The 26,327-nt window shown below is 70.6% G+C and carries 21 protein-coding genes; 10 read left to right on the plus strand and 11 right to left on the minus strand.

What is annotated here, in order from left to right:
• Positions 1-176 precede the first annotated feature (176 nt).
• From ABZ495_RS17895 to ABZ495_RS17910, 4 genes are all read right to left on the minus strand, one after another.
• The gene (locus ABZ495_RS17895; protein ID WP_359836743.1) at positions 177-2,102 is read right to left on the minus strand and encodes an AAA family ATPase; all 1,926 of its coding nucleotides are present in this window, start codon (positions 2,100-2,102) and stop codon (positions 177-179) included.
• Positions 2,099-2,662: a hypothetical protein gene (locus ABZ495_RS17900; RefSeq protein ID WP_359836745.1), complete on the minus strand. Its 564-nt coding sequence runs from the start codon at positions 2,660-2,662 to the stop codon at positions 2,099-2,101. The genes ABZ495_RS17895 and ABZ495_RS17900 overlap by 4 nt, the downstream gene beginning before the upstream one ends.
• Positions 2,659-4,032, minus strand: coding sequence for a hypothetical protein (locus tag ABZ495_RS17905; RefSeq protein ID WP_359836746.1), 1,374 nt, complete (start codon positions 4,030-4,032; stop codon positions 2,659-2,661). The genes ABZ495_RS17900 and ABZ495_RS17905 overlap by 4 nt, the downstream gene beginning before the upstream one ends.
• A gap of 304 nt (positions 4,033-4,336) precedes the next feature.
• On the minus strand, positions 4,337-4,903 hold the full coding sequence (locus ABZ495_RS17910; RefSeq protein WP_359836748.1) for a Uma2 family endonuclease: 567 nt from the start codon (positions 4,901-4,903) through the stop codon (positions 4,337-4,339).
• Positions 4,904-5,134: 231 nt separating this feature from the next.
• On the opposite strand from ABZ495_RS17910, the gene ABZ495_RS17915 reads away from it, so the two are divergent.
• Both ABZ495_RS17915 and ABZ495_RS17920 read left to right on the plus strand, forming a co-directional pair.
• Positions 5,135-7,195: a thioredoxin domain-containing protein gene (locus tag ABZ495_RS17915; RefSeq protein ID WP_359836750.1), complete on the plus strand. Its 2,061-nt coding sequence runs from the start codon at positions 5,135-5,137 to the stop codon at positions 7,193-7,195.
• 421 nt (positions 7,196-7,616) lie between these two features.
• Positions 7,617-8,093: a GNAT family N-acetyltransferase gene (locus tag ABZ495_RS17920; protein WP_359836751.1), complete on the plus strand. Its 477-nt coding sequence runs from the start codon at positions 7,617-7,619 to the stop codon at positions 8,091-8,093.
• Positions 8,094-8,169: 76 nt separating this feature from the next.
• Here ABZ495_RS17920 and ABZ495_RS17925 read toward each other — a convergent pair whose 3' ends face one another.
• Positions 8,170-9,102 carry a hypothetical protein gene (locus ABZ495_RS17925; RefSeq protein WP_359836754.1) on the minus strand — a complete coding sequence of 311 codons (933 nt, stop codon included), beginning with the start codon at positions 9,100-9,102 and terminating at the stop codon, positions 8,170-8,172.
• Between the two features lie 265 nt (positions 9,103-9,367).
• Here ABZ495_RS17925 and ABZ495_RS17930 point away from each other — a divergent pair, with 265 nt between their 5' ends.
• On the plus strand, positions 9,368-10,024 hold the full coding sequence (locus tag ABZ495_RS17930) for a papain-like cysteine protease family protein (RefSeq protein WP_359836756.1): 657 nt from the start codon (positions 9,368-9,370) through the stop codon (positions 10,022-10,024).
• An 8-nt stretch (positions 10,025-10,032) separates the two neighbouring features.
• Positions 10,033-10,887: a hypothetical protein gene (locus ABZ495_RS17935; RefSeq protein ID WP_359836757.1), complete on the plus strand. Its 855-nt coding sequence runs from the start codon at positions 10,033-10,035 to the stop codon at positions 10,885-10,887.
• Positions 10,888-11,037: 150 nt separating this feature from the next.
• Here ABZ495_RS17935 and ABZ495_RS17940 read toward each other — a convergent pair whose 3' ends face one another.
• Positions 11,038-11,694 carry a TetR family transcriptional regulator gene (locus ABZ495_RS17940; RefSeq protein WP_359836759.1) on the minus strand — a complete coding sequence of 219 codons (657 nt, stop codon included), beginning with the start codon at positions 11,692-11,694 and terminating at the stop codon, positions 11,038-11,040.
• Between the two features lie 8 nt (positions 11,695-11,702).
• Positions 11,703-13,280: an MFS transporter gene (locus tag ABZ495_RS17945; protein WP_359836761.1), complete on the minus strand. Its 1,578-nt coding sequence runs from the start codon at positions 13,278-13,280 to the stop codon at positions 11,703-11,705.
• A gap of 304 nt (positions 13,281-13,584) precedes the next feature.
• Between ABZ495_RS17945 and ABZ495_RS17950 the strand changes: the two genes are divergently transcribed.
• On the plus strand, positions 13,585-14,265 hold the full coding sequence (locus tag ABZ495_RS17950; protein WP_359836763.1) for a hypothetical protein: 681 nt from the start codon (positions 13,585-13,587) through the stop codon (positions 14,263-14,265).
• Here ABZ495_RS17950 and ABZ495_RS17955 read toward each other — a convergent pair.
• Complete coding sequence (locus ABZ495_RS17955) at positions 14,236-14,919, minus strand: hemolysin III family protein (RefSeq protein WP_359836765.1); 684 nt, start codon at positions 14,917-14,919, stop codon at positions 14,236-14,238. The two genes, ABZ495_RS17950 and ABZ495_RS17955, sit on opposite strands and share 30 nt — an antisense overlap.
• 275 nt (positions 14,920-15,194) lie before the next feature.
• Between ABZ495_RS17955 and ABZ495_RS17960 the strand changes: the two genes are divergently transcribed.
• Positions 15,195-17,021, plus strand: a complete 1,827-nt coding sequence (locus ABZ495_RS17960) for a phosphoenolpyruvate carboxykinase (GTP) (protein WP_329489393.1) — start codon at positions 15,195-15,197, stop codon at positions 17,019-17,021.
• Positions 17,022-17,284: 263 nt separating this feature from the next.
• Here the strand turns inward: ABZ495_RS17960 and ABZ495_RS17965 are convergent, their stop codons facing one another.
• Together ABZ495_RS17965 and ABZ495_RS17970 are read right to left on the minus strand one after the other, a co-directional pair.
• A complete protein-coding gene (locus ABZ495_RS17965) occupies positions 17,285-18,499 on the minus strand; it encodes a pyridoxal phosphate-dependent aminotransferase (RefSeq protein ID WP_359836766.1) in 1,215 nt (404 codons plus the stop codon).
• A gap of 100 nt (positions 18,500-18,599) precedes the next feature.
• On the minus strand, positions 18,600-19,361 hold the full coding sequence (locus ABZ495_RS17970; RefSeq protein WP_359836768.1) for a hypothetical protein: 762 nt from the start codon (positions 19,359-19,361) through the stop codon (positions 18,600-18,602).
• A gap of 148 nt (positions 19,362-19,509) precedes the next feature.
• Between ABZ495_RS17970 and ABZ495_RS17975 the strand changes: the two genes are divergently transcribed.
• The gene (locus ABZ495_RS17975; RefSeq protein WP_359836770.1) at positions 19,510-20,223 is read left to right on the plus strand and encodes a prepilin peptidase; all 714 of its coding nucleotides are present in this window, start codon (positions 19,510-19,512) and stop codon (positions 20,221-20,223) included.
• 101 nt (positions 20,224-20,324) lie between these two features.
• Here the strand turns inward: ABZ495_RS17975 and ABZ495_RS17980 are convergent, their stop codons facing one another.
• A complete protein-coding gene (locus ABZ495_RS17980) occupies positions 20,325-21,953 on the minus strand; it encodes a glycosyl hydrolase family 18 protein (protein ID WP_359836772.1) in 1,629 nt (542 codons plus the stop codon).
• 528 nt (positions 21,954-22,481) lie between these two features.
• Here ABZ495_RS17980 and ABZ495_RS17985 point away from each other — a divergent pair.
• The 3 genes from ABZ495_RS17985 to ABZ495_RS17995 all read left to right on the plus strand — a co-directional run bounded on the left by ABZ495_RS17985 (position 22,482) and on the right by ABZ495_RS17995 (position 26,025).
• Positions 22,482-23,276, plus strand: a complete 795-nt coding sequence (locus ABZ495_RS17985; RefSeq protein ID WP_329489398.1) for an isoprenyl transferase — start codon at positions 22,482-22,484, stop codon at positions 23,274-23,276.
• Between the two features lie 225 nt (positions 23,277-23,501).
• A complete protein-coding gene (locus ABZ495_RS17990) occupies positions 23,502-24,836 on the plus strand; it encodes a PhoH family protein (RefSeq protein WP_329489399.1) in 1,335 nt (444 codons plus the stop codon).
• Positions 24,837-25,266: 430 nt separating this feature from the next.
• A complete protein-coding gene (locus tag ABZ495_RS17995; protein ID WP_329489400.1) occupies positions 25,267-26,025 on the plus strand; it encodes a transglycosylase SLT domain-containing protein in 759 nt (252 codons plus the stop codon).
• The last annotated feature ends 302 nt before the right edge of the window (positions 26,026-26,327 follow it).

The raw sequence follows: 26,327 nt of genomic DNA on the forward strand, positions 1-26,327 counted from the left end.
AACTGGCCTTCATGTAACTGAGATTGGCGATCACCTCGGTGTTGCAGTGAACACCGTCCACGTCCATCTCCACCGCACCCGCGCCCGCCTGCAGAAGGTGCTTGATGCTGAGGGCGGGTGACTTGATTTTCGTTCGCCCGAAATGAACTTGCCTGTCGGAGACGGCGGAGATTCCCTCAATCAGTCGTAGCTCCCAACGGCTTAACACCTCCCTTTCCAGGGTGCTTTACTGAGCTAATTGTTGGCTTCGCGTAGCTGAAGGCGATCTCGGCATACTCCTTTCGGTATGCCGTTGGCAGAGCGTGGTCGGCAACGATTATCTGAACTCGTCCGGAGTTTTCCTCGGCCAGGGTCACCAACCTCCGATAGAGACCGAAAGTGAGATCCTGTTCCTCGTTCAGGGCAAGGCGAGGGCTGTCGAGAAGCAGGAAAGTCGGGTAAGGGACGCCCCTCTCCCGAAGGGCGACCGCGAGCAGGGCAGTCCAATAGGCAACCTGTGTGGCAGTTACGATGCCGCCACCCCGGGAGAACTGCTTGAAGGGTTTCCCGTTAAGCAGTGGCAGGTAGTTGGTTTCGTGAATGCTTGCTTCTTTAACTCCAGGAATTTGCAGGTCTGATACAACGCGATTGAACTCCTTGGAGATCTCGCCAACGATGTACCTTCGCCGCTCCTGGAGTTGCGAATCTTTCTGCTCGATTTCCCGGACGGTTTGCTCGTACTTTTTCCGGAGTTCGTCTTCCGCGTTTGCCAGATCTGCAACCCGGTCCCATTGTTGCAGGACATTCTCGAAGTGCTTCTGTGCGACCCGCGAGGCTGCGATTTTCTCGGAGATGTCGCTGTACGCTTGAAGCCGCGGGCTTACGCGGTTGGCTGTTCGTGTGTCGATCGCGGCCTCAAGGTGTCGAACAAGCTTTTGGCGATCCAGGATCAACTGCCGCGCATTCTCTGTCTGCTGGCCAACGAAGGCCAGCTGCTTTTCCATTTCTTCCATCTGATCCATGAGTTGCGCGGTTTCGTACTGATCTAGCTCATCCGTCGATGCTGCTTCATCCGGAAGCAAGCACAGTCGGCAGTGCCCATGGGGCACCTCACGGGTTTTCAGTGCCTGCATACAGCGGGGACAGGTGGTGAACTCGATCTGTGCCAACCTCTCGCCCGCGTCGCGCATTCGGTTCAGGCGAGCCAGGTCAGCATTTACCCGACGGCGTTCGCCGGAGAGTTCCTCTGCTTGTCGGCCGAGGAAAACCGCCGTGCTATGTGCATCAGCGAGACTTCGCTCGGCCTCGCTGAGCAGGTCTCGGAGCGCCTGCGTTTCGCGATCGGTGACGGGATCGATATCGTCCCTGAGCTGTGTCCTCTGCTCCTCTGCCTCTCGCTGAGAATCGAGGGCTTTCTCGCGTTCCTGCTCCGCCTCTTCCTTGGTTTGCGTGTTGCTATCCCGCAAGAATTGGAGAATCTTCTTGTGGTGATCTGAGGCTTCTTCGACCATCCCCTTGAGGGTGTTCGCCTCCGAGCGCTTGTCGAAGAGCTCCGGATCGGCGAGCGCAAAAATCAGCTCAAATACCGCCTTGCGTTTCGGCTCGAGATACGAGTCTTGGCTTCTCGCGATGTCTCGGTTTATTTCCGATTGGGGGACGTACATGTACGTGAAGATGTCTGCGAATGTAATCCGCGACCCAGCCTTCGTGCTGCGGCCAGTCTGTGCAGCGGCACGCATGTCAGTCGGAAGCCCTAGGCTCGTCATGAGAAGAGCGTTAAGGCTGCCATCCTCGCCCGACTTAACCTGATGATCTCGAAGTCGCTCGCCGGTCACGAGATCTGTGACGCGAACGGTTTTCCTTTTTTGCGGGTCAAGACTTCGAGAGAGACGGAACCTGTTTTCACCGACCGAGACTTGAAGCGAGAGGTCTAGAACGTTTTCCGTTACGACGGGGGCTAGCTGGCCGTCGCCTCCTAGACCCCACTTGATCAGTTCGAGAAGCGTGGTCTTGCCAACACCCGTGGGGCCGGCCAGGACTGTCAGATCTGACGGGAACTGATACTGCACAGGCCCCTCAGTAGACTGGATCTCTACCTTCTCGAGGCGAAACTTAGTAGTCACTGAATGGCCTCCCTGTGTGGGCGGTTCATGAGATCGGCCAGCCGCTCATAGATGAGGTCCTTCAAGGTGTTTCCGGTCATGTCTGCAGAGGCTTCCGCGACGGCGTCGCTGCGTTCCTTAATAACCGCCCAAGCTTCTGTGGCAGCCAAATCTGCCACAAGTCGCTTACCCGACGGCGTCGGAACCAACGCCACGCTCCCTCTGCGGCCCTTTGTGTAGCGAAGAAGGCCGCGTCCTACCAGTGCGCCAATGACTGCGTAGTAGCGGTCATCCCAAGGGCCGTACTTGTATCGAGTCATCGGTGCCTCAACCTCGGTTGGTGCCGCTAGTTCCTCAGGGGCCAGAGCCAGACGTCGATCTCGCGGATCAAGCAGGTCGAGCACCGTGGAGGCCAAGGCGGGGTAGCGCAACAGGAAGTCGAGCTTCGCCAGTTTTGTTAGGCCATCGAGCTTGCCGCTGTGGCCAGTGGTGCCGGCCACGGAGGTCACGAGGATAAGGACCCGTGTTTGGTGATAGGCGAGGTCCTCGCGCAGCAGGGCGCGGTCCAGGGCATCGTTCATGAGATCTGCCCCTGTCCGCGCTGGATGGCCTCGATGGCTTGGTCTACGTCGAAACGGTCACTGAACCACACCTTGCACTGGCTGCTCAGATCGCAGATTCCCCCGAGCAGCAGCTCGCTGTCTATCCCGTTTGGCAGCTCGGCTGGCGATGAGGCCGCGAGAAGGTGTTGTACGGCCTTCCAGAACGCTGGCCCTCGAGGTACTTCTGAGAGTGTGGTTTGGGTTGCTTCGTCGCTGATGCGCAAGAGGTAGCGATCGAGGCGTGCTTGAGCCACTCGGGCGGTGGGGTTGCCGCTGCGCTCATCACGCCAGAAGTCCCTGTACTCCTGAGCTAGGTGCTCAGCTCGTTCGATGCTGTTGTCCGGACACTGGCCTGCCTGCATCTTCACGGCGAGCTTGGTGGTTCGCTGAAGACGGGGAAGTGGCCGATAGCCGTGAGGCTGGGAGATGGCAGTCCTGACCGCCAGGTCGATGTCGTCAAGTGTGACGATTCGGTTTAGGAGGGAGCGCTCCAACTGGGCCGTGTTCGGTGATGTGGCGCCAATCCGGTAGGCGAGTACGGCGGGCAGCTTGCCTGTCGGGATGGGTCCTGCCTTGCGCATGCGTGCGTAGAAGATGTCATGCACAGCTGCCCAAATCGACTCAGGGTCGATCGGCAGTCCCAAGCGGTTACATAGCGGGCGTGCATACATGTTTGCGGCGGCGAACTCGAGCTGGCTGCGGAGAGGCTTCTCGGCCTCGACATCAAGCACAGCCATAAATCGGATAACCTGCGCGATCTCCGCATCGGTAGGAGGCGGCATAGGTTTTGCGGCTGGTGCCCAACTTGAAGGCAATTCCTTGCAGTACGACCGCAGGGCTTGGCAGAGGTCCGCAACGGATGTGCGGTGATCGTCGGGCACGTCCAGGGGCTGACGCGCCATGCGAAGCTCTCTCAGCTTCACCCAGGCCTTTTCGAGCTTCTGCGCGTCGGACGACAAGCCAAATGTCGTCACGAGTCGACAAGTGACGGTCTCGTGCAGTGCGTTCCAACGGCCGAAGAGGTGAGCCACGCCGCCGGCGTCGGCAAGGGCGTTGACCGTCGTGAAGGGACCTGTGGTTACGTCTCGGTGCTTGGCCGAGACCAGTTCAACTGCGTCACCGTCGACCGCTGCCCAGTCTTCCTGCAACTCGCAGACGATGCGACTGTCGATGTCCTTGGGCGGGCGTCCATCGCCGTCGAGCGAGTCCAAGTACAGACGAAGGCCATCGGCTGCTGCCATCGATGCCTGCCAGTTGTACCGGTCGAAGGTGTCTGCACCCGAGTCATCGAGCTGAGGCTCGGAGAACAAGCGCTGCCGCGCACTCGGCACCCCCACCAGCGACTCCACTGTCACCCCCCACGCGTGCGCTAACTCTGCGTACTCGTGGCGGATCAGTCAAGACCGCTGAATGTGCACAGATGTACCCATGCGGCGACGCTGCTGGTCAGGCAGCAAACCGACGCAGAAAACGAGTTTAGCTAACTGAAGAGAGATGCCACCAAAGCGACATGGCCTGTACGGGACACGCGGAATGCCGTAGCAACACCGGTCCAGGCCGAGCTGGGGCCGATGCCCAGAGGCCCCCGGTTGCGGACATGTCTCAGCCCACAGGGCGTCGGAGGTGCCGAGGACGGGGACGATTCCTCGTCGCTCACAGGGCCCCAAGGTCGACCGTGACAGGGAACGGCGCGGTGGCCTTCACGGTACCGGTGAACACCTCGCCGTCCCGGTAGGCCCTGTTGGCCGGGTCGAGGACGTAGGTGTAGACGACCGGACCGCCGATGGGGGACTGCTCGATGCGCCAGTAGAAGGGGATGCCGGCCTTGGCGTATTGGTCCACCTTCACGATCCGGTCGGTGGTCTCTGACCCCGGGGATACGACCTCGACGACCAGCAGCACGTGCTCGGGGCGGGTGGGTGTGAAGTCGATGGTCTCCGCCCGGTACACGGTGATATCCGGGCGGCGGTTGGTGAGCGGCACGTCCTGCAAGCGGACGTCGAAGTCCGTGTCGGCGTTCCAGTCTGGGCCCGCGGCGGTGTCCAGGGCATTGGCCAGGACCCGAGCCAGCCGGTTGTGCCGCTTGGAGGCGCTCGGGCTCACGACGACCATCCCGTCCACGATCTCGATGCCGGCGCATTGCTCCTCGGTCCAGGAGTCGTACTGCTCCGCGCTGATCTGCGTGTGCATCCACGCGGGCGCCACCATCTCGGCGGTCATGAAGTACCTCCTTCGAGGATGCGGTGCTGCTCGACTCAGCGTACTGCCCGCTTCCAGTCGGGCACCGGCTCTGAGTCGGGGCAGAACCTCCAGCGTCCGCAGGGCGACCTGGGTGCAAAAGGGGCGATCCGCCTTCACCACGTGATGGCGCATGAGTGTAAATCGGCCAAGTAGGACGGGGGCTTGCGGGCCGAACCGGCAGGGCCGTGGCGGCGTGAGAGGCTGGGTCTCATGAACCGGTTGGCTGGTGTGACCTCGCCTTATCTGCTTCAGCACGCGGACAATCCGGTCGACTGGTGGCCGTGGGGATCCGAGGCGTTCGAGGAAGCGAAACGGCGCAATGTACCCGTTCTGCTATCGGTTGGTTACGCTGCGTGCCACTGGTGCCACGTGATGGCCCACGAATCCTTCGAGGACGAGGCGCTGGCCGCGTACGCCAACGAGCGGTTCGTCGCGGTGAAGGTCGACCGCGAGGAGCGGCCGGACGTCGACGCGGTCTACATGGAGGCGGTGCAGGCGGCCACCGGGCAGGGCGGCTGGCCGATGACGGTCTTCCTCACGCCCGACAAGGACCCGTTCTACTTCGGGACGTACTTCCCGCCGGAGCCCCGGCACGGGATGCCGTCCTTCCGGCAGGTCCTGGAGGGCGTCGACGCGGCCTGGCGGGACCGGCGCGAGGAGGTCGGCGAGGTCGCCGCCCGGATCCGGTCCGACCTGGCCGAGCGGGCCTCGGTGTACGGGGTCGGCAGCGGGGTCCACCGGCCGCCGGGGGAGGCCGAGCTGCACGAGGCGCTGGTCGCGCTCGGCCGGGACTTCGACGCCCGGCGCGGCGGCTTCGGCGGGGCGCCCAAGTTCCCGCCGGCCATGGTGATCGAGTTCCTGCTGCGCCACCACGCCCGGACCGGCTCGGCGGCCGCGCTGGAGATGGCCGTCCGGACCGCCGCGGTGATGGCCCGCGGCGGCATCCACGACCAGCTCGGCGGCGGCTTCGCCCGGTACGCGGTGGACGCCGACTGGGTCGTCCCGCACTTCGAGAAGATGCTGTACGACAACGCGCTGCTGCTCCGCGCGTACCTGCACCTGTGGCGGGCCACCGGCTCCCCGCTCGCCCGCCGGGTGGCGCTCTCCACGGCCGACTTCCTGCTGCGTGAACTGCGCACCCCCGAAGGGGCGTTCGCCTCGGCGCTGGACGCCGACAGCCTGGACGGGAGCGGCGCCTCGGTCGAGGGCGCGTACTACGCCTGGACGCCGGGGCAGCTCGCCGAGGTGCTGGGGGAGGCGGACGCGGCCCTCGCGGCGGAGCTCTACGAGGTGACCGCGACGGGGACGTTCGAGCACGGCTCCTCGGTGCTGCAGCTGCCGGCCGACCCGCCGGACGCCGAGGCGGCCGAGCGGATCCGGGCGAGGCTCTTCGCGGCGCGGGCCGAGCGGCCGGCGCCCGCCCGGGACGACAAGGTGGTCGCCGCCTGGAACGGGCTGGCCGTCGCCGCGCTCGCCGAGACCGGCGCGCTGCTGGAGCGGCCCGACCTGGTCGAGGCCGCCGAACGCGCCGCCGACCTGCTGCTGGCGGTCCACCTCACGCCGGACGGCCGGCTGCTGCGCACCTCCCGGGACGGCCGGGCCGGTGCCCACGCGGGCGTCCTGGAGGACTACGCGGACACCGCCGAGGGCTTCCTCGCGCTGTACGCCGTCACCGGCGAGGCCGAGTGGCTGGAGCTGGCCGGCGGGCTGCTGGACACCGTGCTCAAGCACTTCGCCGACGAGGCGTCCGGCGCGCTGTACGACACCGCCGACGACGCCGAGGAGCTGATCCGGCGGCCCCAGGACCCGACGGACAACGCCACCCCGTCCGGCTGGACGGCCGCGGCCGGCGCGCTGCTGACCTACGCCGCCTACACCGGGTCGGCGCGCCACCGCACGGCCGCCGAGCGGGCGCTCGGCATCGTCGGGGCACTGGCCGGCCGGGCGCCCCGGTTCATCGGCTGGGGCCTGGCGGTGGCCGAAGCGCTGGTGGACGGCCCGCGCGAGGTGGCCGTGGTCGGATCGGCCGGGGATCCGGCGACGGCCGCGCTGCACCGGGCGGCGCTGCTGGGCACCGCGCCCGGCGCGGTGGTCGCGGTCGGCGCGCCGGACGCCGACGAGGTGCCGCTGCTGGCGGACCGGCCGCTGGTGGGTGGCGCACCCGCCGCGTACATCTGCCGGCACTTCGCCTGCGACGCACCGACCACCGACCCGGCGGTGCTGGCCGAACGATTGGGCGTCCTGGTGGAGTTGGACGACCCGGCGAGCTGAATCCAGCTGTGCCCGGCCGCGCGGCCGGGCGAGAATCGCCCATGACCTGGACCCTGACCACGTCCCTGGACGACTTCCTCGCGCGGGCGGGCGGCTTCCTCCGCGCCCGCCCGGCCGAGAACACCGTCCTGCTCACCGTGAGCGACCGGCTGGTCGGGCGCGGGCCGCACGCCTTCGGCCCGCAGACGCCGGTCTTCGGGTGGTGGAGCCGTGAGCCGCGCGGCCCGGTCGAGGGCGCGTTCCTGCGGACCCCGCCGTTCGAGCCGCGCCTCGGCGTGATGCCGGACCGGGCGGCGGCCGAGCTCGCCGTCGAACTGGCCGCGGCGGGGCCGGACTTCACCGAGGTCACGGCGGTCTCCGGTGGCGAGTCGGCGGTCCACGCGTTCGCCGCCGCCTGGCAGGCCGCGACCGGCGCCACCGCGTGCGCGCGCTCCCGTCAGCGGCTCTACCGGCTCGACGGGCTGACCGGCCCGCCGCGCCCGCCGGCCGCCCCCGGGTCTGCGCTCCGGCCGACCGCGAGCTGCTGGTCGACTGGTACGGGGCCTTCGGGGCCGAGGTCGCCATCGAACTCCCCAACGCCCGGGACACGGTGGACGACCGGATCGCCGCCGGGCTGCTCCACGTCTGGGAGGACGGCGGCGCCCCGGTCGCGATGGCCGGGAACAGCCCGGTGATCGCCGGCATGTCGCGGATCGGGCCGGTCTACACCCCGCCCGAGCGGCGCGGCCGCGGCTACGCGAGCGGCGTCACCGCGGCGGCCTCGGCGCACGCGCTCGCGCAGGGGGCGGCCGAGGTGCTGCTGTTCACCGATCTGGCCAACCCGACCAGCAACTCGATCTACCGGCAGCTCGGTTACCGCCCCGTGGAGGACTGCCTGACGGTCGGCTTCCGCGGTTGAGCGGCGGGCGTCCCCGTCCGACGCTTCGGCGTCCGGGCGTGACCGGCGGGCGGCCCGTCCACGGCGCGGGGGCGGGCTACTCCCAGTCCCACCGGACGCCGAGCAGGCAGGGCTGGAGAGCCGTCGCCACCAGGTGCACGCAGTGGTGGCCGTCGAGGGTCAACTCCTCCGTATCGTAAGGCTTCTCGCCGGGGGAGCGGAGGGCGAAGCGGTGGCAGCGGACGGGCAGGGCGGCGGGGTGGAAGGTGACCTGAAGGACGTACTGGCCGGCGCCGGAGTTGAAGCCTCGGACGTACTCGCAGCCGGGCGTGGGTGACGGGCTGGCGTCGAAGCCGTAGCCCAGCAGGTGGGTGTCGCCGGCCCGGAGGCGGCGGTCGAGGAGGAGCTCGGCGACCAGCAGGTGATGGGCCTGGTCGCGGCGGATCCGGCCGGGGCGGCAGTTCTCCTCGGCGCGCACGCCGACCCGGGCGATGTCGCAGCCCGGGTCCCCCTGGTAGATGGCCAGGTAGCGGTCGATGCCTTCGCGGTGGGCGCGCAGCGCGTGCTGGGAGTCCCGGCGCAGCAGTTGGCGGTCGGCGCCGATCCGGATCCGCTCGATGTGGGTGATGGTGTGCAGCCCGGTGTCGCGCGGGCCGGAGAGCTCGGCGAGCAGGTCGTCGACGGCGGCGGCCGGGGAGATGAGGTCCCGGTAGGGGCGCACGGGCGGGCCGGCCTGCTCGGCGGGGGTGGCCCGGCGGGGGCCGAGCAGCCGGGTGAGGGAGTGCTCGGGGAGTTCCAGCACCTCCTCCAGGGCCCGGACCGCGCGCAGCGATTCGGGCCGGTCGGGCCGGCGGCGGCCCTGCTGCCAGTAGCTGAGGCTGGTGACCCCGATGTCGATGCCGCGCAGGGCGAGGTGCCGGCGGATCCGGTGCAGGGCGAGGCCCCGGGCGGCGATGGCGGTGCGCAGGGCCACGTGGAACGGGCCGGTGCGCAGCGCGGTGGCGAGGTCGGCCTGGTCGCTCCGCTGCATGGCGGCCTCCTCGGTGGGCGGGCAGGACAGACACCGGCTGGTCGTGAATATTCACATGTGGAAGGCCGTTTGTCACCGGTCCGGGCCTGCCGCGCGGGCGTTTGCGGGGCGGCGTTCACACCTGGGCCGGGCCGTTCACACCGCGTTCCGCGTGCTGTGAAGGCCGTTGACCTGCTTCTGTCAACGGGGCGATGCTCGGTGGCGCGATCCGGACCGCACCCAGACGGAACCCCCACTCCTCTGTCGTGCAAGGAGAAACTCCCCCATGCCAGTTCCACGGATACGTCCGCGCCGCGCCGTCGCGGCGCTCGCGCTGGGCGTGCTCGGCCCGGCGCTCAGCGTCGCGGCGACCAGCCCCGCCTCGGCCGCGCCGGCCCCCACCGGTGCGTCCGCCCACGTTCGTCCGGCCGCGGCGCCGGGCAGTACGGCCGATCTGGCCGGCACGTTCAAGAAGCTCAACATCACCATGCAGCAGCAACAGCAGACCAACTGGTGCTGGGCGGCGAGCGGCAACACCATCGCCACCTGGTTCGGGTACGACTACAGCCAGAACCAGTTCTGCAACGCCGCGTTCGGCCGCTCGTCCAACTCCAGCTGCCCCAACAGCCAGGCCACGCTGGGCGACGTGCAGAACGGTCTCAGCCGAATCGGCATCAACCCCGGCTCGTACGTCACCGGGTACCTGCGCTACAGCACGGTGCAGACCGAGGTGAACGCCAACCGGCCGATCGAGACCCGGATCCAGTGGAGCTCCGGCGGTGGCCACATGCACGTGGTCTACGGCTACGACACCGGCAGCAACTGGGTGTACTGGGGCGACCCGTGGCCCTCCAACACCCGCTACAACTGGGCGGACTTCACCTACTACGTGTCCAACGGCACGTTCTCCTGGACCCATTCCCTGTACCGGATCGGCGCGTGAGGGCGGCCATGACCAGCATCCGTAACGCGGCCGTCGCCGTCCTGCTCGCCGCCGGCCTCGGTCTGGCCGTCACCCCGGCCGCCCAGGCGGACACCGCCGCGGACAGCCCCGCGGGCACCCCCGCCCCGGTCACCGCCGCCGACCTCGCGCAGGCCCGGGGCGCGGTCCAGGACCCGGCCGTCCTGGACCGGTTGGGTCACTTCTTCGCCCGCAAGGGCGTCCCGCCGACCCAGCAGCTCACCATCGGCGCGGCCGAGGAGGCGCGGGCGGCGAGCGCGGCCGCGCCGAGCCTCTCGGGCGACACCGTGCCGGTCTACACCCTGGACGCCGGCTTCGTGGCCGGCGCCCCGGGCGCACCGGTCGCGACGGCCGAGTACACCGCCAGCAAGGCCGTCTCGGCGGACGGCCAGGTGGCCTCGGTCTGGACGGTCAAACAGGGCGACGGCTGGCGGGTGGTCAACATCGCCTCGGGCGGCGACGAGACCGACTACGCGGCGCGGGCGGCGGCCGGCGGTGGCGGGACGCCGTTCCGCGAACCGCAGCTCAACGCCTGGTACGTGCTGCGGGACGGCCGGGTGCTGCCGCTGGACGACGAGGCGCGGCGTTCGGTGGGCGGGTCCGGGGTGAGTCTGGCGGCCTACCAGCGGCTGGTCCACCAGCGGTACGGGGACAAGCTGCCCGGCTCGGCGTACGACCGGGCCGGCAAGGGCGGCGGCTACCAGCCGGACGCCACCGGGCAGGGGGCGGCCGCGGCGGACGGCGGCACGCTGCCGGCCGTCACGGCGGCGGCGGCCCTGGGGGCCACCGTGCTGGTGGGCGCGGGCCTGGCCCTGCGGCGACGGGCGGGCGCCCGGCGCGGCTAGCGCGTCCATCGGGTAGCGGGTCCACCGGATGGCGGGTCCGTCTGGTAGCGGGTCCGCCGGACGACGAGTCCGTCGGAGAGCGCGTCCCTCGGGTGAGCGGCGGGGTCCGGCTCGGCGGCCGGGCCCCGTCGCGGCTTCGCGGGTGCGACCCTAGAGGTCGGTGAAGCCGCGCTCCAGCACGGCGAAGGTGTGGTCGACCAGGTCGGCGATGTCCAGCTCGCCGTTGCTCTCGGCCCACCGCAGGACGGTCTCGCCGGTCGCCGCCCCCAGGGCGGCCGCGGTGACCCGCATCTCGAAGGTCGGCTCCTCGACGCCCCGGCGCCGGGTCAGGACGGCGAGGTAGAGGCGCTGCGGGTCGTTGGCGTTCTCGCGCATCCTGGCGCGCAGCGCGGGGACGCCGTGGATCAGCCGCAGGCGGGTGAGCAGCTCGTCGCGTTCGTCCTGGATCAGTTCGCGGATCAGGCCGACGATGGCTTCGCGGCAGGAGCGGAGAAACGGTTCGTCAGCGGGGCGGGCGAGCAGCGCGCTGACGATCGCCGGGTCGTACTCGTCGGTGAGGACGAGGTCCTCCTTGGTGGCGAAGTACCGGAAGAAGGTGGACTGCGAGACCTCGGCCGCGGCCGCGATCTGCTCCACGGTGGTGTTCTCGTAGCCCTGCGCGGCCATCAGCCGGTACGCCTCGCGGCGGATCGTCCGGCGGGTCCTCAGCTTCTTCCGTTCGCGCAGCGACAGCGGCGCCTCCAGCATCGCCCGGACCGAGTGGGCCGGGTCTGCCGGGGGCGCCGTGGTCGGCCGCGTTGCGCTCATACCTTCGATTATCCGTGATCGGCGGCGGGGACGGCGGTGGTCTCCGGGGCGGGACCGGCGCCGGTGCCCGGGCGCGGTTCGGCGGTCGGCATCCGCAGGGCGACCAGCACCGCCGAGAGCAGGGCGATCACCCCGGAGACGAGCAGGACGAGCGTCATCCCGTGCACGTAGGCGGCGTGGGCGGAGACGGTCAGGGCGCCGTCCCCGGAGGCGGCGGCTACCGCGTCGGCGGCGACCACCGACTGCCCGGCCCGGTGCGCGGCCTCGGCCGGGAGCGCGGCGGTGTCCAGCGCACCGCGGTAGGAGTCGGCCAGCATGCTGCCGAAGACGGCGACCCCGATCGCGCCGCCGACCTGGCGCAGCGTCTGCATCAGGCCGGAGCCGACCCCGGCCCGGGCCGGCGGCAGGGTGAGCAGGGCGGAGGCCTGGGCGGTGATCAGCGAGAGGCCCATGCCCAGGCCGAGCAGGGTGAGCCAGACGGCCGCCAGGCCGTAGCCGTCCAAGACGGAGGTGCGGCTGCCGAGCAGCAGGGCGGCGGCCAGCGAGGTGAGCCCGAGGGCGATCACCGACCGGGGGCCGATCCGGGCGACCAGCCCCTCGCTGAGCTTGGCGGCCACCATCAGCCCGACCATCATCGGCATCAGCCGCAGACCGGTGCCGAAGGCGTCCGCGCCCAGCACGCTCTGGAAGTACAGCGGCAGGACGAAGAAGGCGCCGAAGAGCACCAGGGAGACCAGCGTCGCGGCCCCCGCGGCCCAGCGGAAGGTCGGGTCCGCGAGCAGGGTGAGGTCGAGCATCGGGGCGTGCTGGTGGCGGCTGCGCAGCACCAGGACGGTGAGGGCGACCAGCGAGCCGCCGATCATGCCGATCACCAGCGGGTCGGCCCAGCCGCGTTCGGGGCCCTCGATGATGCCGTAGGTCAGTGCGGCCAGACCGCCCGCGCCGAGGACGGTGGCGAGCACGTCGATCCGGGGCGCGGCGGGGTTGCGGGTCTCCGGCAGCAGCAGGACGCAGGCGACGATGCCGATCACCGTCAGCGGGACGTTGATCACGAAGATCGCGCCCCACCAGAAGTGCTGCAGCAGGAAGCCGCCGATCAGCGGGCCGAGCGGGGTGCCGGCGGCGAGCGCGGCGGAGAGGATCGCGGTGGCGCGGCGCTGCTCGCCGGCCGGGAACAGACCGGGGATCACCGCCAGGGACATCGGCATCACCAGGGCGCCGGCCAGACCCATCGCCGCACGGGCGGCGACCAGGGTGCCGGGGCTGTCGGCGAGCATGCCGACCGCGGAGGCGAGGCCGAACAGTGCGAGGCCGGTGGTGAGGGTGCGGCGGCGGCCGAAGCGGTCCCCGAGCAGGCCGGCCGGGAGCATCGCGGCGGCGAAGACCACCGTGTAGGCGTCGACGATCCACTGCTGCTGGCCGGTGGTGGCCCGCAGCTGGGAGGCCAGGGTCGGCAGGGCCACGTTGAGGATCGTCATGTCGAAGCTGATGACCAGGACGCTCAGCGCGACGGCGACCAGCGCCAGCCAGCGCCGCGGATCGGGGCCGGGCGGAGCGGGCGGGGCGGGTACGGCGGGAGGGGTCACGGCGGCCTCCGGAGCCTTCGGGGAAGTGACTGTCAAATGACAGTAACTTCCAAAAGAGGATGGCCGTCAATGTAGCGCGCCACCGCGAGTAGTCGTGACCCAGCGTGACGTGTCCTGGAAGTGTGCTTCCCGCACAAGGAATTGACGCAACGTTGATCTGGCGTTCGCCGCCCCGGGGCGGCTTCGGGTGACTGACGGTAGATAGGATGTGGCAATCGGTCAGTGCTGGCCGAAGCGTGCCGAGAGCGAGAAGGGGTGGGGCGGCAGGAGCCGACCACGTGCCCGGCGCAGGAAGGGGAGTCGAATGGCCGGCAGGGAGTCGAGCGCCCAGATCTGGGGTGCGGCGGTGGTGGTGGGGTCCGCGCTGGCCGTGGTCGCGGCCTACCTGATCAACGGTGCCGTCCTGGTGCTGGGGGTCGCCGGGGTCGAGGTGCTGCTGCTCATGGTGTACGTCGGCCGGCGCTGGCAGCAGCTGCACCAGCAGGCCGGGCCGCGTGAGCGCCGTCCGGCGCGCCGGCACCGCCCGGGGCGCGGCCGGCCGGACCCGGCGCACTGCGAGCGCTGCCGCCGGGCGCGTGAGGCGCTGGACGCGCGGCAGGCCGGCTCCCGTCCGTACGGGGTGCGTGAGCAGCTGATCCCCGAGCACCCCGGCCGCGAGTACCCGGTGCGCGAGTACCCGGTGCGCGGGTTCCCGGCGCCGGAGCGTCGGACCTCGGAGCTTCCGGGCCACGACCACTCGGCCGCCGAGCTTCCGGGTCACGACCGTGCGGCCCGCGAGCGCGCCGCACGGGAGCGTCCGGGGGGCGAGCGCCCGGCGTACGAGCGCCCGGGGCACGACGGCGCGGCGCACGAGCGCGGGGACCGCCGGCCGGGCCGGCCGGGTCCGGAGTGGACAGCGGAACGGGCGGCCGCCCGGTCACTGGACCGGCCGACCGCCCGTCGTGGGGCGCCGGGTTCAGCGGGTCGCGCTGTACGCCACCAGTGAGACCCCGACGTACTGCACGATGAAGGCTCCGAGGGTGAAGGCGTGGAACACCTCGTGGAAGCCGAACCAGCGCGGTGAGGGGTTGGGCCGCTTGAGCCCGTACACCACGCCGCCGACGCTGTAGAGCACCCCGCCGACGATCATCAGCACCAGCACCGCGACCCCGCCGGTGCGCAGGAAGTCCGGCAGGAAGAAGGCGGCGGCCCAGCCCAGCGCGATGTACACCGGCGTGTACAGCCAGCGCGGCGCGCCGACCCAGAACACCCGGAACGCTATCCCCGCCAGCGCACCGCCCCAGACCGCCCAGAGCAGCACCTGCTGCGCGGCGCCGTCCAGCAGCAGGATGGTGAACGGGGTGTAGGTGCCCGCGATGATCAAGAAGATGTTCGCGTGGTCGAGGCGGCGCAGCACGGCGTCGCCGCGCGGCCCCCAGGTGAAGCGGTGGTAGACCGCGCTGACCCCGAACAGCAGCCAGGCGCTGACCGAGTAGATCGCGCAGGCGATCTTGGCGGGCGTGGAGTCGGCCAGGCAGATCAGCACGATCCCGGCGGCCACCGTGGCGGGGAACATCCCGGCGTGCAGCCAGCCGCGCCAACGCGGCTTGATCTCCACGCGCTCCGTGCTCTCCAGGAGCTCAGCAGTCATGGGCAGCATGCTACCTGCTACCTACGGATCCGTAGGTTACTGACGCGTAGGAAGTGGTCCTCATCACTACTGGACGTTTTGGAGTGTTCGGGGGTCGGTCGGGTCGGGCTCGGGTCGGCCGAAGGAGCCGGATTACCAACAAGTAACCAGACTGAATGTAGTAAAAGATGAGTCAATTTCACCGTTGCGCCGTGTTCTGGGCTTGAGGCCGGAGCTACGCTGCAAGCACCCTCAAACCCCCGCTACGCCGTCTCCGTGCCGAGATGGCGTGAAACGGAGCGATCGTGTCGTACGAGAACCTCGCTCTCAGCGCATCCGCGCCCACCCGTCACAAGCGCCTGCTGGCCTGGGTGAGCGAGATCGCCGAGCTCACCCAGCCGGCCCGCATCGAGTGGTGTGACGGGTCCGAGGAGGAGTACCAGCGCCTCGCGGACCTGCTGGTCGCTCAGGGCACCTTCAGGAAGCTCGACGAGAAGAAGCGCCCCAACTCCTACTACGCCGCCTCGGACCCCACGGACGTGGCGCGCGTCGAGGACCGCACCTACATCTGCTCCGAGCAGGAGAAGGACGCCGGTCCGACCAACAACTGGAAGGCCCCCGCCGAGATGCGGGAGGTCTTCCAGGGCGAGAACGGTCTCTTCCGCGGCTCGATGAAGGGGCGCACGATGTACGTCGTGCCCTTCTCGATGGGCCCGGTCGGCTCCCCGCTGGCCGCGTACGGCGTCGAGATCACCGACTCCGCCTACGTCGCCGTGTCGATGCGCGTGATGACCCGCATGGGCCAGGCCGTGATCGACCAGCTGGGCGAGGACGGCGAGTTCGTCAAGGCCGTGCACACCGTCGGCGCGCCGCTCGCCGAGGGCGAGGCGGACGTCGCCTGGCCGTGCAACAGCACCAAGTACATCTCGCACTTCCCGGAGACCCGCGAGATCTGGTCCTTCGGCTCCGGCTACGGCGGCAACGCCCTGCTCGGCAAGAAGTGCTACGCGCTGCGGATCGCCTCCACGATGGCGCGTGACGAGGGCTGGCTGGCCGAGCACATGCTCGTCCTCAAGCTCACCCCGCCGACCGGCGAGGCCACGTACGTCGCGGCGGCCTTCCCCTCCGCCTGCGGCAAGACCAACCTCGCCATGCTCCAGCCCACCATCCCGGGCTGGAAGGTCGAGACGATCGGCGACGACATCGCCTGGATGCGCTTCGGCGCCGACGGCCGGCTCTACGCCATCAACCCCGAGGCCGGCTTCTTCGGCGTCGCGCCCGGCACCGGCGTCGACACCAACGCCAACGCCATCGAGACCCTCTGGGGCAACACCGTCTACACCAACGTCGCGCTGACCGACGACGGCGACGTCTGGTGGGAGGGCCTGACCGAGGAGCCCCCGGCGCACCTCACCGACTGGCGCGGCAACGACTGGACGCCGGAGTCCGGCACCCCGGCCGCCCACCCCAACGCCCGGTTCGCCGTCCCGGCCGCGCAGTGCCCGACCATCGCCCCCGAGTGGGAGGACCCGGCGGGCGTGCCGATCTCGGCGATCCTGTTCGGCGGCCGCCGCGCCACCGCCGTCCCGCTGGTGACGGAGTCCTTCGACTGGCAGCACGGCGTCTTCCTGGGCGCGAACATCGCCTCCGAGAAGACCGCCGCTGCCGAGGGCACCGTCGGCGAGCTGCGCCGCGACCCGTTCGCGATGCTGCCGTTCTGCGGCTACAACATGGGCGACTACTTCGCCCACTGGCTGAAGGTCGGCGCCCAGGCGGACGCCGCCAAGCTGCCGAAGATCTACTACGTGAACTGGTTCCGCAAGAACAGCGAGGGCTCGTTCGTCTGGCCCGGCTACGGCGAGAACAGCCGCGTGCTGAAGTGGATCGTCGAGCGCCTGCAGGGCACCGGCGAGGGCGTCGAGACCCCGATCGGCGTGCTGCCGACCGTCGAGGGCTTCGACCTGGACGGCCTGGACCTCTCCGAGGCCGACCGGGAGCTGCTGTTCACCGTGGACGCCGACATCTGGCGTCAGGAGGCCGCGCTCGTCCCGGCCCACCTGGAGCTCTTCGGCTCCCACACGCCCACCGAGCTGTGGGACGAGTACCGAGACCTGGTCGCCCGCCTCGGCTGAGCCTGAGCCTCAGCCCGGCGAGTAGTGGTGGGTGCGTGGCACGAATCGCGCACCCACCGAGCGACAGGACGGCCGGAGTCCCGCGGACGATCTTTCCCCGACCAAGGAGATCGTCCGGACCGGGACTCCGGCCGTAGCTTTTCCGGACCGGACCGGACCGGACCGGACCTGACCGCGACGGCCAGACGGACCGCGACGGCCAGCCGGACCGCGACGGCCAGCCGGACCGGACCTGACCGCGACGGCCTGACCGTCCGGGCCCGCTACGGCTGGGTGTAGCCGCCGAGGAAGTCGCCGATCCGGGTGACGGCGTCGGTGATCTCCTCCGCCCGGGGCAGCGTGACCAGGCGGAAGTGGTCCGGCTCGGGCCAGTTGAAGCCGGTCCCCTGGACCAGCAGGATGCGTTCGGCGCGCAGCAGGTCCAGCACCATCTGGGCGTCGTCCTTGATCTTGTAGACCTTCGGGTCCAGCCGGGGGAACGCGTAGAGCGCGCCCTTCGGCTTGACGCAGCTGACCCCCGGGATCTCGTTGAGCAGCCGGTACGCGGCGTCCCGGGACTCCAGCAGCCGGCCGCCGGGCAGCACCAGGTCCTTGATCGACTGTCGGCCGCCGAGCGCCGCGGCCACCGCGTGCTGGGCCGGCATGTTGGCGCACAGGCGCATCGAGGCGAGCACGGTCAGGCCCTCGATGTAGCTGCGGGCGCGTTGCCGGTCGCCGGAGAGCACCATCCAGCCGGAGCGGAAGCCCGCCACCCGGTACGCCTTGGAGAGCCCGTTGAAGGTGACGCAGAACAGGTCGGGGGCCAGCGTGGCCAGCGGGACGTGCTCGGCGTCGTCGTAGAGGATCTTGTCGTAGATCTCGTCCGCGTAGACCACCAGCTTGTGCCGGCGGGCGATCTCGACCAGGCTCTCCAGGACCTCGCGCGGGTAGACCGCGCCGGTCGGGTTGTTCGGGTTGATCACCACGATCGCCCTGGTCCGGTCGGTGACCTTGGCCTCGATGTCGGCGAGGTCCGGGTACCACTCGGACTGCTCGTCGCAGCGGTAGTGCACGGCGGTGCCGCCGGCCAGCGAGACGGAGGCCGTCCAGAGCGGGTAGTCCGGCGCCGGGACGAGCACCTCGTCGCCGTCGTCGAGCAGGGCGGTCATCGCCAGCTGGATCAGCTCGGAGACGCCGTTGCCGAGGAAGACGTCCTCGACGGTGAGGCCGTGCAGCCCGCGCTCCTCGTAGTGCATCACCACGGCCCGGCGGGCGGCGAGCAGGCCCTTGGAGTCGCCGTACCCGTGCGCGGAGGAGAGGTTGCGCAGGATGTCCTGGAGGATCTCCGGGGGCGCGTCGAAGCCGAACACGGCGGGGTTGCCGGTGTTGAGCTTCAGGATGCGGTGGCCCTGCTCCTCCAGCCGCATCGCCTCGTCGAGCACCGGGCCGCGGATGTCGTAGCAGACGTTGGCGAGCTTGCTGGACTGGATGACCTGCATGCCTGCCTACTTTAGGGGTATCCCGGGCCGGTCCGGCGCGTGTGCGGGGACACGCGCCGGACCGCCCTCAAGGGCCCCCTTCGAACGGCAGGCGGAGCTGTCAGCCGGCCTTCCAGATCAGGGGCTCGGTGTCCAGAACGCTGCCGAAGACGAGGAACTTCGGCGGGGTGTTGGTCGGAACGAGATAGACCGCACACTGCTGCTGGGTCTGGCCGTCCGCCAGGGTGCCGGGCTTCTTGCCGGAGTCGCACTGCGGGATCGACTTCAGGACGGTCGGCGCGGGCAGCACCCCGCCGGTGGCGGCGGTGTCCGACTTCACCTTGAACCGCATCATGAAGTACTCGTCGGTGAGCGGGCCACCGGTGCGGTTGGTGAACGAGACGGTCACGTAGTACGGCGTCTTGCCGTCGAGCTCGGCCGGCTTGAAGTTGTACGGCGCGACCTCGGCCGCGGTGCCCTTGACCACCGAGACCGGGGTGACGTCGGCCTTGGTCTTGCCCAGGTAGCTGCCGGTGGCGGTGGTCGCCAGCGGGTTGTCGTAGCCGATCTTCCCGCTGCCGGCGCCGCCGCCGGCGCCGCCGATCGGGTTCCCGCTGGTGGCGGCGGACGGGACGGCGTTCGGCGTGTTGCCGCCGGCGCCCGCCGTGCCGGCCGTACCGCCGGTGCCCGCGGTGCCGGCGGAGCCGCCGGTGGCCGCCGGGGCCCCGGTGGCGCCCGGCGCGGTGGTGGCGGCGGCGCTCGCGCCCGCGGCGCCCGCCGCGCCCGCGGCCGGGTCCTCGTTCTCCGGCCCGCAGGCGGTCAGCAGCAGCGCCAGCGCGGCGAGCGGGACGGCGGCGCGCAGCGCCTTCTGAGTGTTGGTCACAGTGGTTCCCCGTGGATGATGTGGTCGGTGCGGCGCCGGGATGCGGATGTGGCGCCGCGAGGTCGGACGCCGGCGAGTGCCGGGCGGTTCCCGGGGAACCGTACCGGTGCCCGGGGACAGTGACCGACGGTGGACGAGAGGGGGCGCCGTGATCGCGGCCGTGCTCGGGGCGGTGCTGGGCGGCCTGCTGGTGGCGCCCGCGCTGCGGGGTCTGGTGGTGCGTTACGCCGTGCCGGAGGGCGGGCCGTGGTGCACCCGGTGCCCGGCGTGCGAGCGGCGGTTGCGCGGTCTGCCGCCCGGCGGGCGCTGCCCGGGCTGTCGGGAGCGGCTGGGGCCGGGGGCCTGGCAGGTGGAGGCGGTGACCGTCGCGGTGGCGGCGGCCGCGCTGTCGGCGGCGCACCCGGCCGACGCGGTGCTGCTGCTCTGGGCGGCCGGCCCGGGCGTGGTGCTCGGCTTCACCGACGCCCGGGTGCGGCGGCTGCCGTACCCGCTGAGCTGGGCGCTGGCGGCCGGCCTGGCCGCGCTGCTGGTGGTGGTGGAGCTGGCGGCCGGCAGTCCGGGTGTGCTGCTGCGCTGTCTGCTGGTGGCGCTCGCCGCCGCCGCGCTGTTCGAACTGCCCGGCTGGATCGGTCTGATGGGCCCGGGGGACACCGTGCTGGCGCTCGGCCTGGGCGCGCTGCTCGGCCGGTACGGCTGGTCGGCCGCGTTCACCGGGCTCTTCGCGGCCTCGGTGCTGGCCGGGCTCTGGGCGGTGGTCCGGGCGGTGGCGGCCCTGGCGCGGCGGCGGCCGGTGCGCGGGCTGGAGCTGCCGATGGGCCCGTTCCTGCTGCTCGGCACCCTGGCCGCGGTCCTGCTGCAGTAGGAGGAGGGGGGACGAGCGGGGCCCGCCGTACCGGTCCGGTACGACGGGCCCCGCCGTCGGCGCGCGAGCCCCACCCTCAAGGAGCGGCGCGCCGGGGGGAGTTACGGCATCTGGTGGACGAACGGGCCGACCGCGTTGGAGAAGGCGTTCCCGTTGTTGGCGTCCCAGTTGGTGGACCAGGTCATCGCGCCGCGGATGGTGGGCCACTTGGCCGGCGGGACGAAGCTGCCGCAGTTCTTGCCGGTGGCCAGGCAGTCCAGCGCGTTGTTCACCACGGTCGGCGAGACGTAGCCGCCGCCGGCCGCCTTGCTGGAGGCCGGGACGCCGATGCCGACCTGGTCGGGCCGCAGGCCGCCCTGGATCTGGGTGCAGACCTGCGCGGTGATGAAGTCGATGGTGCCCTGGTTGTAGACCTTGCCGTCGCAGCCGTTCATGCCGCCCGAGTTGTAGAACTGGGTGTTGACGACGGTCAGGATGTCCTTGGTGTTCAGCGCCAGCTGGAAGTAGGCACCGGCGGTGCTGTACATCCCGATGGTCTCCGGGGCCATCGTCAGGATGAAGTTCGAGCCGACCTTGGCCTGCAGGCTGTGCAGCGCGTTCCCGAGGTAGGTCGGGTTGACGCCGTTCTCCAGGTCGACGTCGATGCCGTCGAAGCCGTAGTCCTTGATGATCGCGTAGGCGCTGTCGGTGAACGCGGCCGCCGCGGCGGCGTCACCCACGCTGATCGCGCCGTTCTGGCCGCCGATCGAGAGGACGACCTTCTTGCCGGCCGCCTGCTTGGCCTTCAGGTCGGCGCGGAACTGCGCGTCGGTGTAGCCGCCGAGGGCCTTGGCGAGCCCCGGGTCGAGGGTGAAGCTGATCGCCCCGCCCCTGGTCGGCACGGCGTCGGCGAAGGAGACCGCGATGATGTCGTAGGCGCTCTGGACGTCGCTCAGCTTCTGGACGGTCGCGCCGTTGTCGAAGTTGTGCCAGTAGCCGGTGACCGCGTGCTTCGGCAGGCCGGTGACCGGCGGGGCGGTGGTGGTCGCGGTCGCCGTGGGCGTCGGCGTGGCGGTCTGGGTCGGGGTGGCGGTCGCCGTCGGGGTGGCGGTCGCCGTCGGGGTGGCGGTCGCGGTCGGCGTCGCGGTGGCCGTGGGCGACGCGGTGGCGGTCGGCGTGACGGTGGGCGTCGCGGTCGGGCTCGGCGTGGAGGTGCCGCCGGGGCCGCTCAGCGTGATGTCGTCCGCGAGGTAGGCGCTCTGGCCGTACCAGCCGTGCACGAACAGCGTGACGTTCTTGACGTTCGCGCCGGTGGTGAAGGTGGAGGAGAGCTGGTTCCAGCTGTTCTGGTTGGACCAGCTGCTCGGGTCGGTGCCGCCGGTGCCGCGCGCGCCGAGGTAGACGTACGGGCCCTGGACCCAGGCGCTCAGGGTGTAGCTGGTGTTGGGCAGCACGCTGATGGTCTGGGTGCACTCGGCGGTGTCCGCGGCGCCCGGCGTGGCCTGCAGCGCGCCGGTGCCGGAGTGGACCGGAGCGGAGACGGTGCCCGCGGCGCCGGTACAGACCCAGCCGGCGGTCGAACCGGAGTCGAAGCCGCCGTTGGAGACCAGGTTGCCGGCGGCCGCGCTGGCGCCGCCGGCGAAGAGGGCGAGGCCGCTGCCGGCGAGGGCGAGGGCGGTGGCACCGGCGGCGAGGGCCGGAAGGGTGCTGCGCCGGCGCTTGTGCGCGGGCTGGTTCAGCGTACGGGCCATGGAGGTGCGCTCCTGGGGGAGGAGCGGCCGCCGCGGTGGGGGGCGCGGCGGCCGCGTGTGGGGGAGGGCTCCCGCCGGGCCGACGAGCGTGCCCGGGCCGAGGACGACGGACGGTCGGCGGTGTGGGAGCACCGGAGCGAGGAGCGTCGTGTTCGGTTCGGGAACGCCCGGGGGCGAGGAGGGAATTGCGTCCGCAGTACTGCCTCGGATGGGGCGGCGGTGGTGCGTGTTCCGCCCTGGGTCACAAGCTGGACTAGACCATTGGTGGTCGTCAAGCATTGAACCGTCGGCTTACGGATTCTTTAAGGAACCGGATACCGTTCCGTATCCGTATCCGGAGCCCCGGGAGCCACCGGGCGTTCGCGCGGGTGTGTTCCGGCCACTCCCGCCACGCGGCCCCCGACGCGCTCCGCACAGGACTGTGACCGGACTGCTACCTGCGGCTTTACCCACTGCCTCCGGGCCGGAGTAGGCTGCGCCGGGGGTTGTGACGTCCCCCGGTGAATGAGTACGGAGGGGCCGAAAACCATGGGTCTGCGCGATGTCGTCGAACGCACGCCGGGTCTGCGCACCCTGCTGGACGGTATGTACGGCCTCTACGGTCGCCGGGTCGAGGTGCACCTCGCCCGGACCCCCCATCACATCGGCGTGATCCTCGACGGCAACCGCCGCTGGGCCAAGGCGACCGGCGGCTCCACCGCCTACGGCCACCAGCGCGGCGCCGACAAGATCAGCGAGTTCCTCGGCTGGTGCGACGAGACCCACGTCAAGGTCGTCACGCTCTGGATGCTCTCCACCGACAACCTCTCCCGGCCGGCCGACGAGCTCGTCCCGCTGCTCGGGATCATCGAGGACGCCGTCACCGGCCTGGCCGCCGCCCGCCGCTGGCGGGTCAACCCGGTCGGCGCGCTGGACCTGCTCCCGCAGCACACCGCGGACGTGCTCAAGCGGGCCGCCGACGAGACCGCCGGGATCGACGGGATCACCGTGAACGTCGCCGTCGGGTACGGCGGCCGGCACGAGATCGCCGACGCCGTCCGCTCGCTGCTCCAGGAGCACGCCGGGCGCGGCACCTCGATCGAGGAACTGGCCGAAATCCTCGACGTCGAGCACATCGCCGAGCACCTCTACACCAAGGGCCAGCCCGACCCGGACCTGGTCATCCGCACCTCGGGCGAGCAGCGGCTGTCCGGCTTCCTGCTCTGGCAGAGCGCGCACAGCGAGTTCTACTTCTGCGAGGCCTACTGGCCCGCCTTCCGGAAGGTCGACTTCCTCCGGGCACTGCGCGCGTACGAGGAGCGCCACCGGCGGATGGGGCTCTGACGCCCACCGGCCCCCACCCGCCCCCGCCGACCCCCCAGTAGGGCTGGAGTACCCGGCGGCGGCGCGAGGCCAAACGTTCACCGGCAATGATCCGTCAGTTCGCCGAGTGCGTGAATGCACCGCCCCTCGCCTGGGAATACTCCGAGCAGACCGGCCCCGAGGCCACCGGGGCAGCGGGGGCCGGCTTGCCGCGGATGACGCAGGGTCATCCGCTCTGGAGGCCTAGTGGTCAGTTCCAAGAGCCGCCGGACACCAGACCGGCGGACCTACGTTCTCGACACCAGCGTGCTTCTGGCGGACCCGCTCGCCATGACCCGCTTCGAGGAGCACGAGGTCGTCCTGCCGGTGGTCGTGGTCACCGAGCTGGAAGCCAAGCGGCACCACCCGGAGCTGGGCTACTTCGCCCGCCAGGCGCTGCGGCTGCTCGACGACTACCGCATCCGTTTCGGCCGGCTCGACGAGCCGATCCCGGTCGGGGAGCTCGGCGGCACCATCCGGGTCGAGCTGAACCACTCCGACCTGTCGATACTGCCGGTCGGCTACCGGTCCGCGGGCGGCGAGGCGGACAGCCGGATCCTTGCGGTGGCCCGCAACCTGCAGGCCGAGGGGTACGACGTCACCGTCGTCTCCAAGGACCTGCCGCTGCGGATCAAGGCCAGTTCGGTCGGCCTGCTCGCCGAGGAGTACCGGGCCGAGTTGGCGATCACCTCCGGGTGGACCGGCATGGCCGAGCTGCACGTCCCCGCCGACCAGGTGGACGCGCTGTTCGCGGCCGGCCACGACGCGGCGGTGGACGTCGAGGGCGCGGCCGAGCTGCCCGTCCACACCGGACTGGTGCTCGGCTCCGAGCGCGGCCGGGCGCTGGGCCGGGTCACCGGCGACGGCCGGGTGCGGCTGGTGCGCGGCGAGCGCGAGGCCTTCGGGCTGCGCGGGCGCAGTGCCGAGCAGCGGGTGGCGCTGGACCTGCTGCTCGATCCGGAGGTGGGCATCGTCTCGATGGGCGGGCGGGCCGGTACCGGCAAGTCGGCGCTGGCGCTGTGCGCGGGGCTGGAGGCGGTGCTGGAGCGGGGGCAGCACCGCAAGGTGATGGTGTTCCGGCCGCTGTACGCGGTCGGCGGCCAGGAGCTCGGCTACCTGCCCGGGTCCGAGACGGAGAAGATGAGCCCCTGGGCGCAGGCGGTCTTCGACACCCTCTCGGCCGTGACCACCCCGGACGTCATCGAGGAGGTGATCTCCCGGGGCATGCTGGAGGTCCTGCCGCTGACCCACATCCGGGGGCGTTCGCTGCACGACGCCTTCGTGATCGTGGACGAGGCGCAGTCGCTGGAGCGGAACGTCCTGCTGACGGTGCTCTCCCGGATCGGCCAGGGCTCCCGGGTGGTGCTGACCCACGACGTGGCCCAGCGCGACAACCTGCGGGTCGGCCGCTACGACGGCGTCGTCGCGGTGGTCGAGAAGCTGAAGGGCCATCCGTTGTTCGCCCACATCACCCTCACCCGCTCCGAGCGCTCCCCGATCGCGGCGCTGGTCACGGAGATGCTGGAGGACATCAACCCGTGATTCGCCCGCACTAGGGCATAGTCGGACAATACGGTCAACTCCGGCTGCGGGGGCCGCTCCTGACGGGAGCGGCCCCCGTCCCTTTCATCACATCGAGTGCTTTCTGTCCGGAGAACTCCAGTGCGGTGAATGTGAGATGCGCCACGCAACAGGGAATTGCGTCGACAGTGCCCGGTGCGGCATGGTGAGGGTTCTGTCAGGCCCCGCGTACGGCATGACAGGGCCCCCGGGAGACCGTGGGCCCGGTCCGGACGGTCCGCCAACTCCGGTAGGTGGACGCACAATTGAACACCGATGAGCCGTACGCCGCCCGATCGCAACGCCCGGTCGCCCACCGCTTCCGGACGCCGGGTCAGTACCTCCCGTGACCAGCACCGTACGGAGGGCAGCGCAAAGGGGCATCTTGCGCCCGTACGGTCACGCGTGGGCGATGCTGGAAGGAAACCATGTGACTCGGATCTCGGTCCGGGGAGTCGCTGTGGCCTCCGCCACCGCCGTCACCGCAGTCGGTGCCGTCGTGGGTATGGCCTCGGGCAGCGAGGGCAAGACGACGCAGACGGTCGATGTCGCCGGCGCGACCCTGCTTGCCGAAGTCCCCTCTGGCGCCCAGGCGCAGACCATCAGTGACAACATCGGCACGCAGGCCTCCGCCCAGCAGGCCGCCGCCGATGCGGCCGCGAAGGCCGCCGCGGAGCAGAAGGCCGCCGAGGAGGCAGCGCGCCAGCAGGCCGCCGCCGACGCGCAGGCCAAGGCTGACGCGCAGGCCAAGGCCGACGCGGAGAAGGCCGCCAAGGCGGCCGAGGAGAAGCGGAAGGCCGACGAGGCCGCCGCCAACCGCTCCAAGGCGCGCTCGGCGATGGCTGCCACCGACACGTCGGCCCCCCCGGTTTCGGTCAGCCCCGGTTCGGTCCAGGAGATCGCCCAGCAGATCGTCGGCAGCGACGCTCAGTTCCAGTGCTTCAGCCAGATCGTGAAGCGCGAGAGCGGCTGGGACTACACCGCGACCAACAAGAGCTCCGGTGCGTACGGCCTGGTCCAGGCGCTGCCCGGCACCAAGATGGCCTCGGCCGGTGCCGACTGGCGCACCAACCCGGCCACCCAGATCAAGTGGGGCCTCAGCTACATGAACAGCCGCTACGGCAGCCCCTGTGGCGCCTGGTCGTTCTGGCAGTCGCACCACTGGTACTAGGAACTACCGGTACCCGCGGCACGCCGTACCACCTCGGCCCCCGACCGCTCTCCTGCGGTCGGGGGCCGAGGTGTGTGGTGGGCCGCCCCGCCGCCATGGCCGTGCGCCGGGCGGGGCTGCCGTGCTGGACGGGCCGCGCCGCCCGGGCCGCGCTGACCAGTGCGCTCGCGGGCGGAGCGGGCCCGGGTGCGGACGCGGGGCGCGGGGAGGGGTCCTGGTTGCTCCCCGCACCGGCCGGTCCGCCGACAGATGGCTCCTGTACTCGTTCGGAGTCCTCCCCGTTGCCCGGTGCCTGAAACCAC

It is taken from the genome of Kitasatospora sp. NPDC005748 (assembly GCF_040630735.1).
Taxonomy (GTDB): domain Bacteria; phylum Actinomycetota; class Actinomycetes; order Streptomycetales; family Streptomycetaceae; genus Kitasatospora.

Coding starts and splice junctions, on each gene's coding strand:
- ABZ495_RS17980 (WP_359836772.1), bottom strand. CDS start 21,953: ATGGCCCGTACGCTGAACCAGCCCGCGCACAAGCGCCGGCGCAGCACC.
- ABZ495_RS17935 (WP_359836757.1), top strand. CDS start 10,033: ATGACCAGCATCCGTAACGCGGCCGTCGCCGTCCTGCTCGCCGCCGGC.
- ABZ495_RS17985 (WP_329489398.1), top strand. CDS start 22,482: ATGGGTCTGCGCGATGTCGTCGAACGCACGCCGGGTCTGCGCACCCTG.
- ABZ495_RS17940 (WP_359836759.1), bottom strand. CDS start 11,694: ATGAGCGCAACGCGGCCGACCACGGCGCCCCCGGCAGACCCGGCCCAC.
- ABZ495_RS17915 (WP_359836750.1), top strand. CDS start 5,135: ATGAACCGGTTGGCTGGTGTGACCTCGCCTTATCTGCTTCAGCACGCG.
- ABZ495_RS17995 (WP_329489400.1), top strand. CDS start 25,267: ATGCTGGAAGGAAACCATGTGACTCGGATCTCGGTCCGGGGAGTCGCT.
- ABZ495_RS17900 (WP_359836745.1), bottom strand. CDS start 2,662: ATGAACGATGCCCTGGACCGCGCCCTGCTGCGCGAGGACCTCGCCTAT.
- ABZ495_RS17930 (WP_359836756.1), top strand. CDS start 9,368: ATGCCAGTTCCACGGATACGTCCGCGCCGCGCCGTCGCGGCGCTCGCG.
- ABZ495_RS17965 (WP_359836766.1), bottom strand. CDS start 18,499: ATGCAGGTCATCCAGTCCAGCAAGCTCGCCAACGTCTGCTACGACATC.
- ABZ495_RS17910 (WP_359836748.1), bottom strand. CDS start 4,903: ATGACCGCCGAGATGGTGGCGCCCGCGTGGATGCACACGCAGATCAGC.
- ABZ495_RS17925 (WP_359836754.1), bottom strand. CDS start 9,102: ATGCAGCGGAGCGACCAGGCCGACCTCGCCACCGCGCTGCGCACCGGC.
- ABZ495_RS17950 (WP_359836763.1), top strand. CDS start 13,585: ATGGCCGGCAGGGAGTCGAGCGCCCAGATCTGGGGTGCGGCGGTGGTG.
- ABZ495_RS17955 (WP_359836765.1), bottom strand. CDS start 14,919: ATGCTGCCCATGACTGCTGAGCTCCTGGAGAGCACGGAGCGCGTGGAG.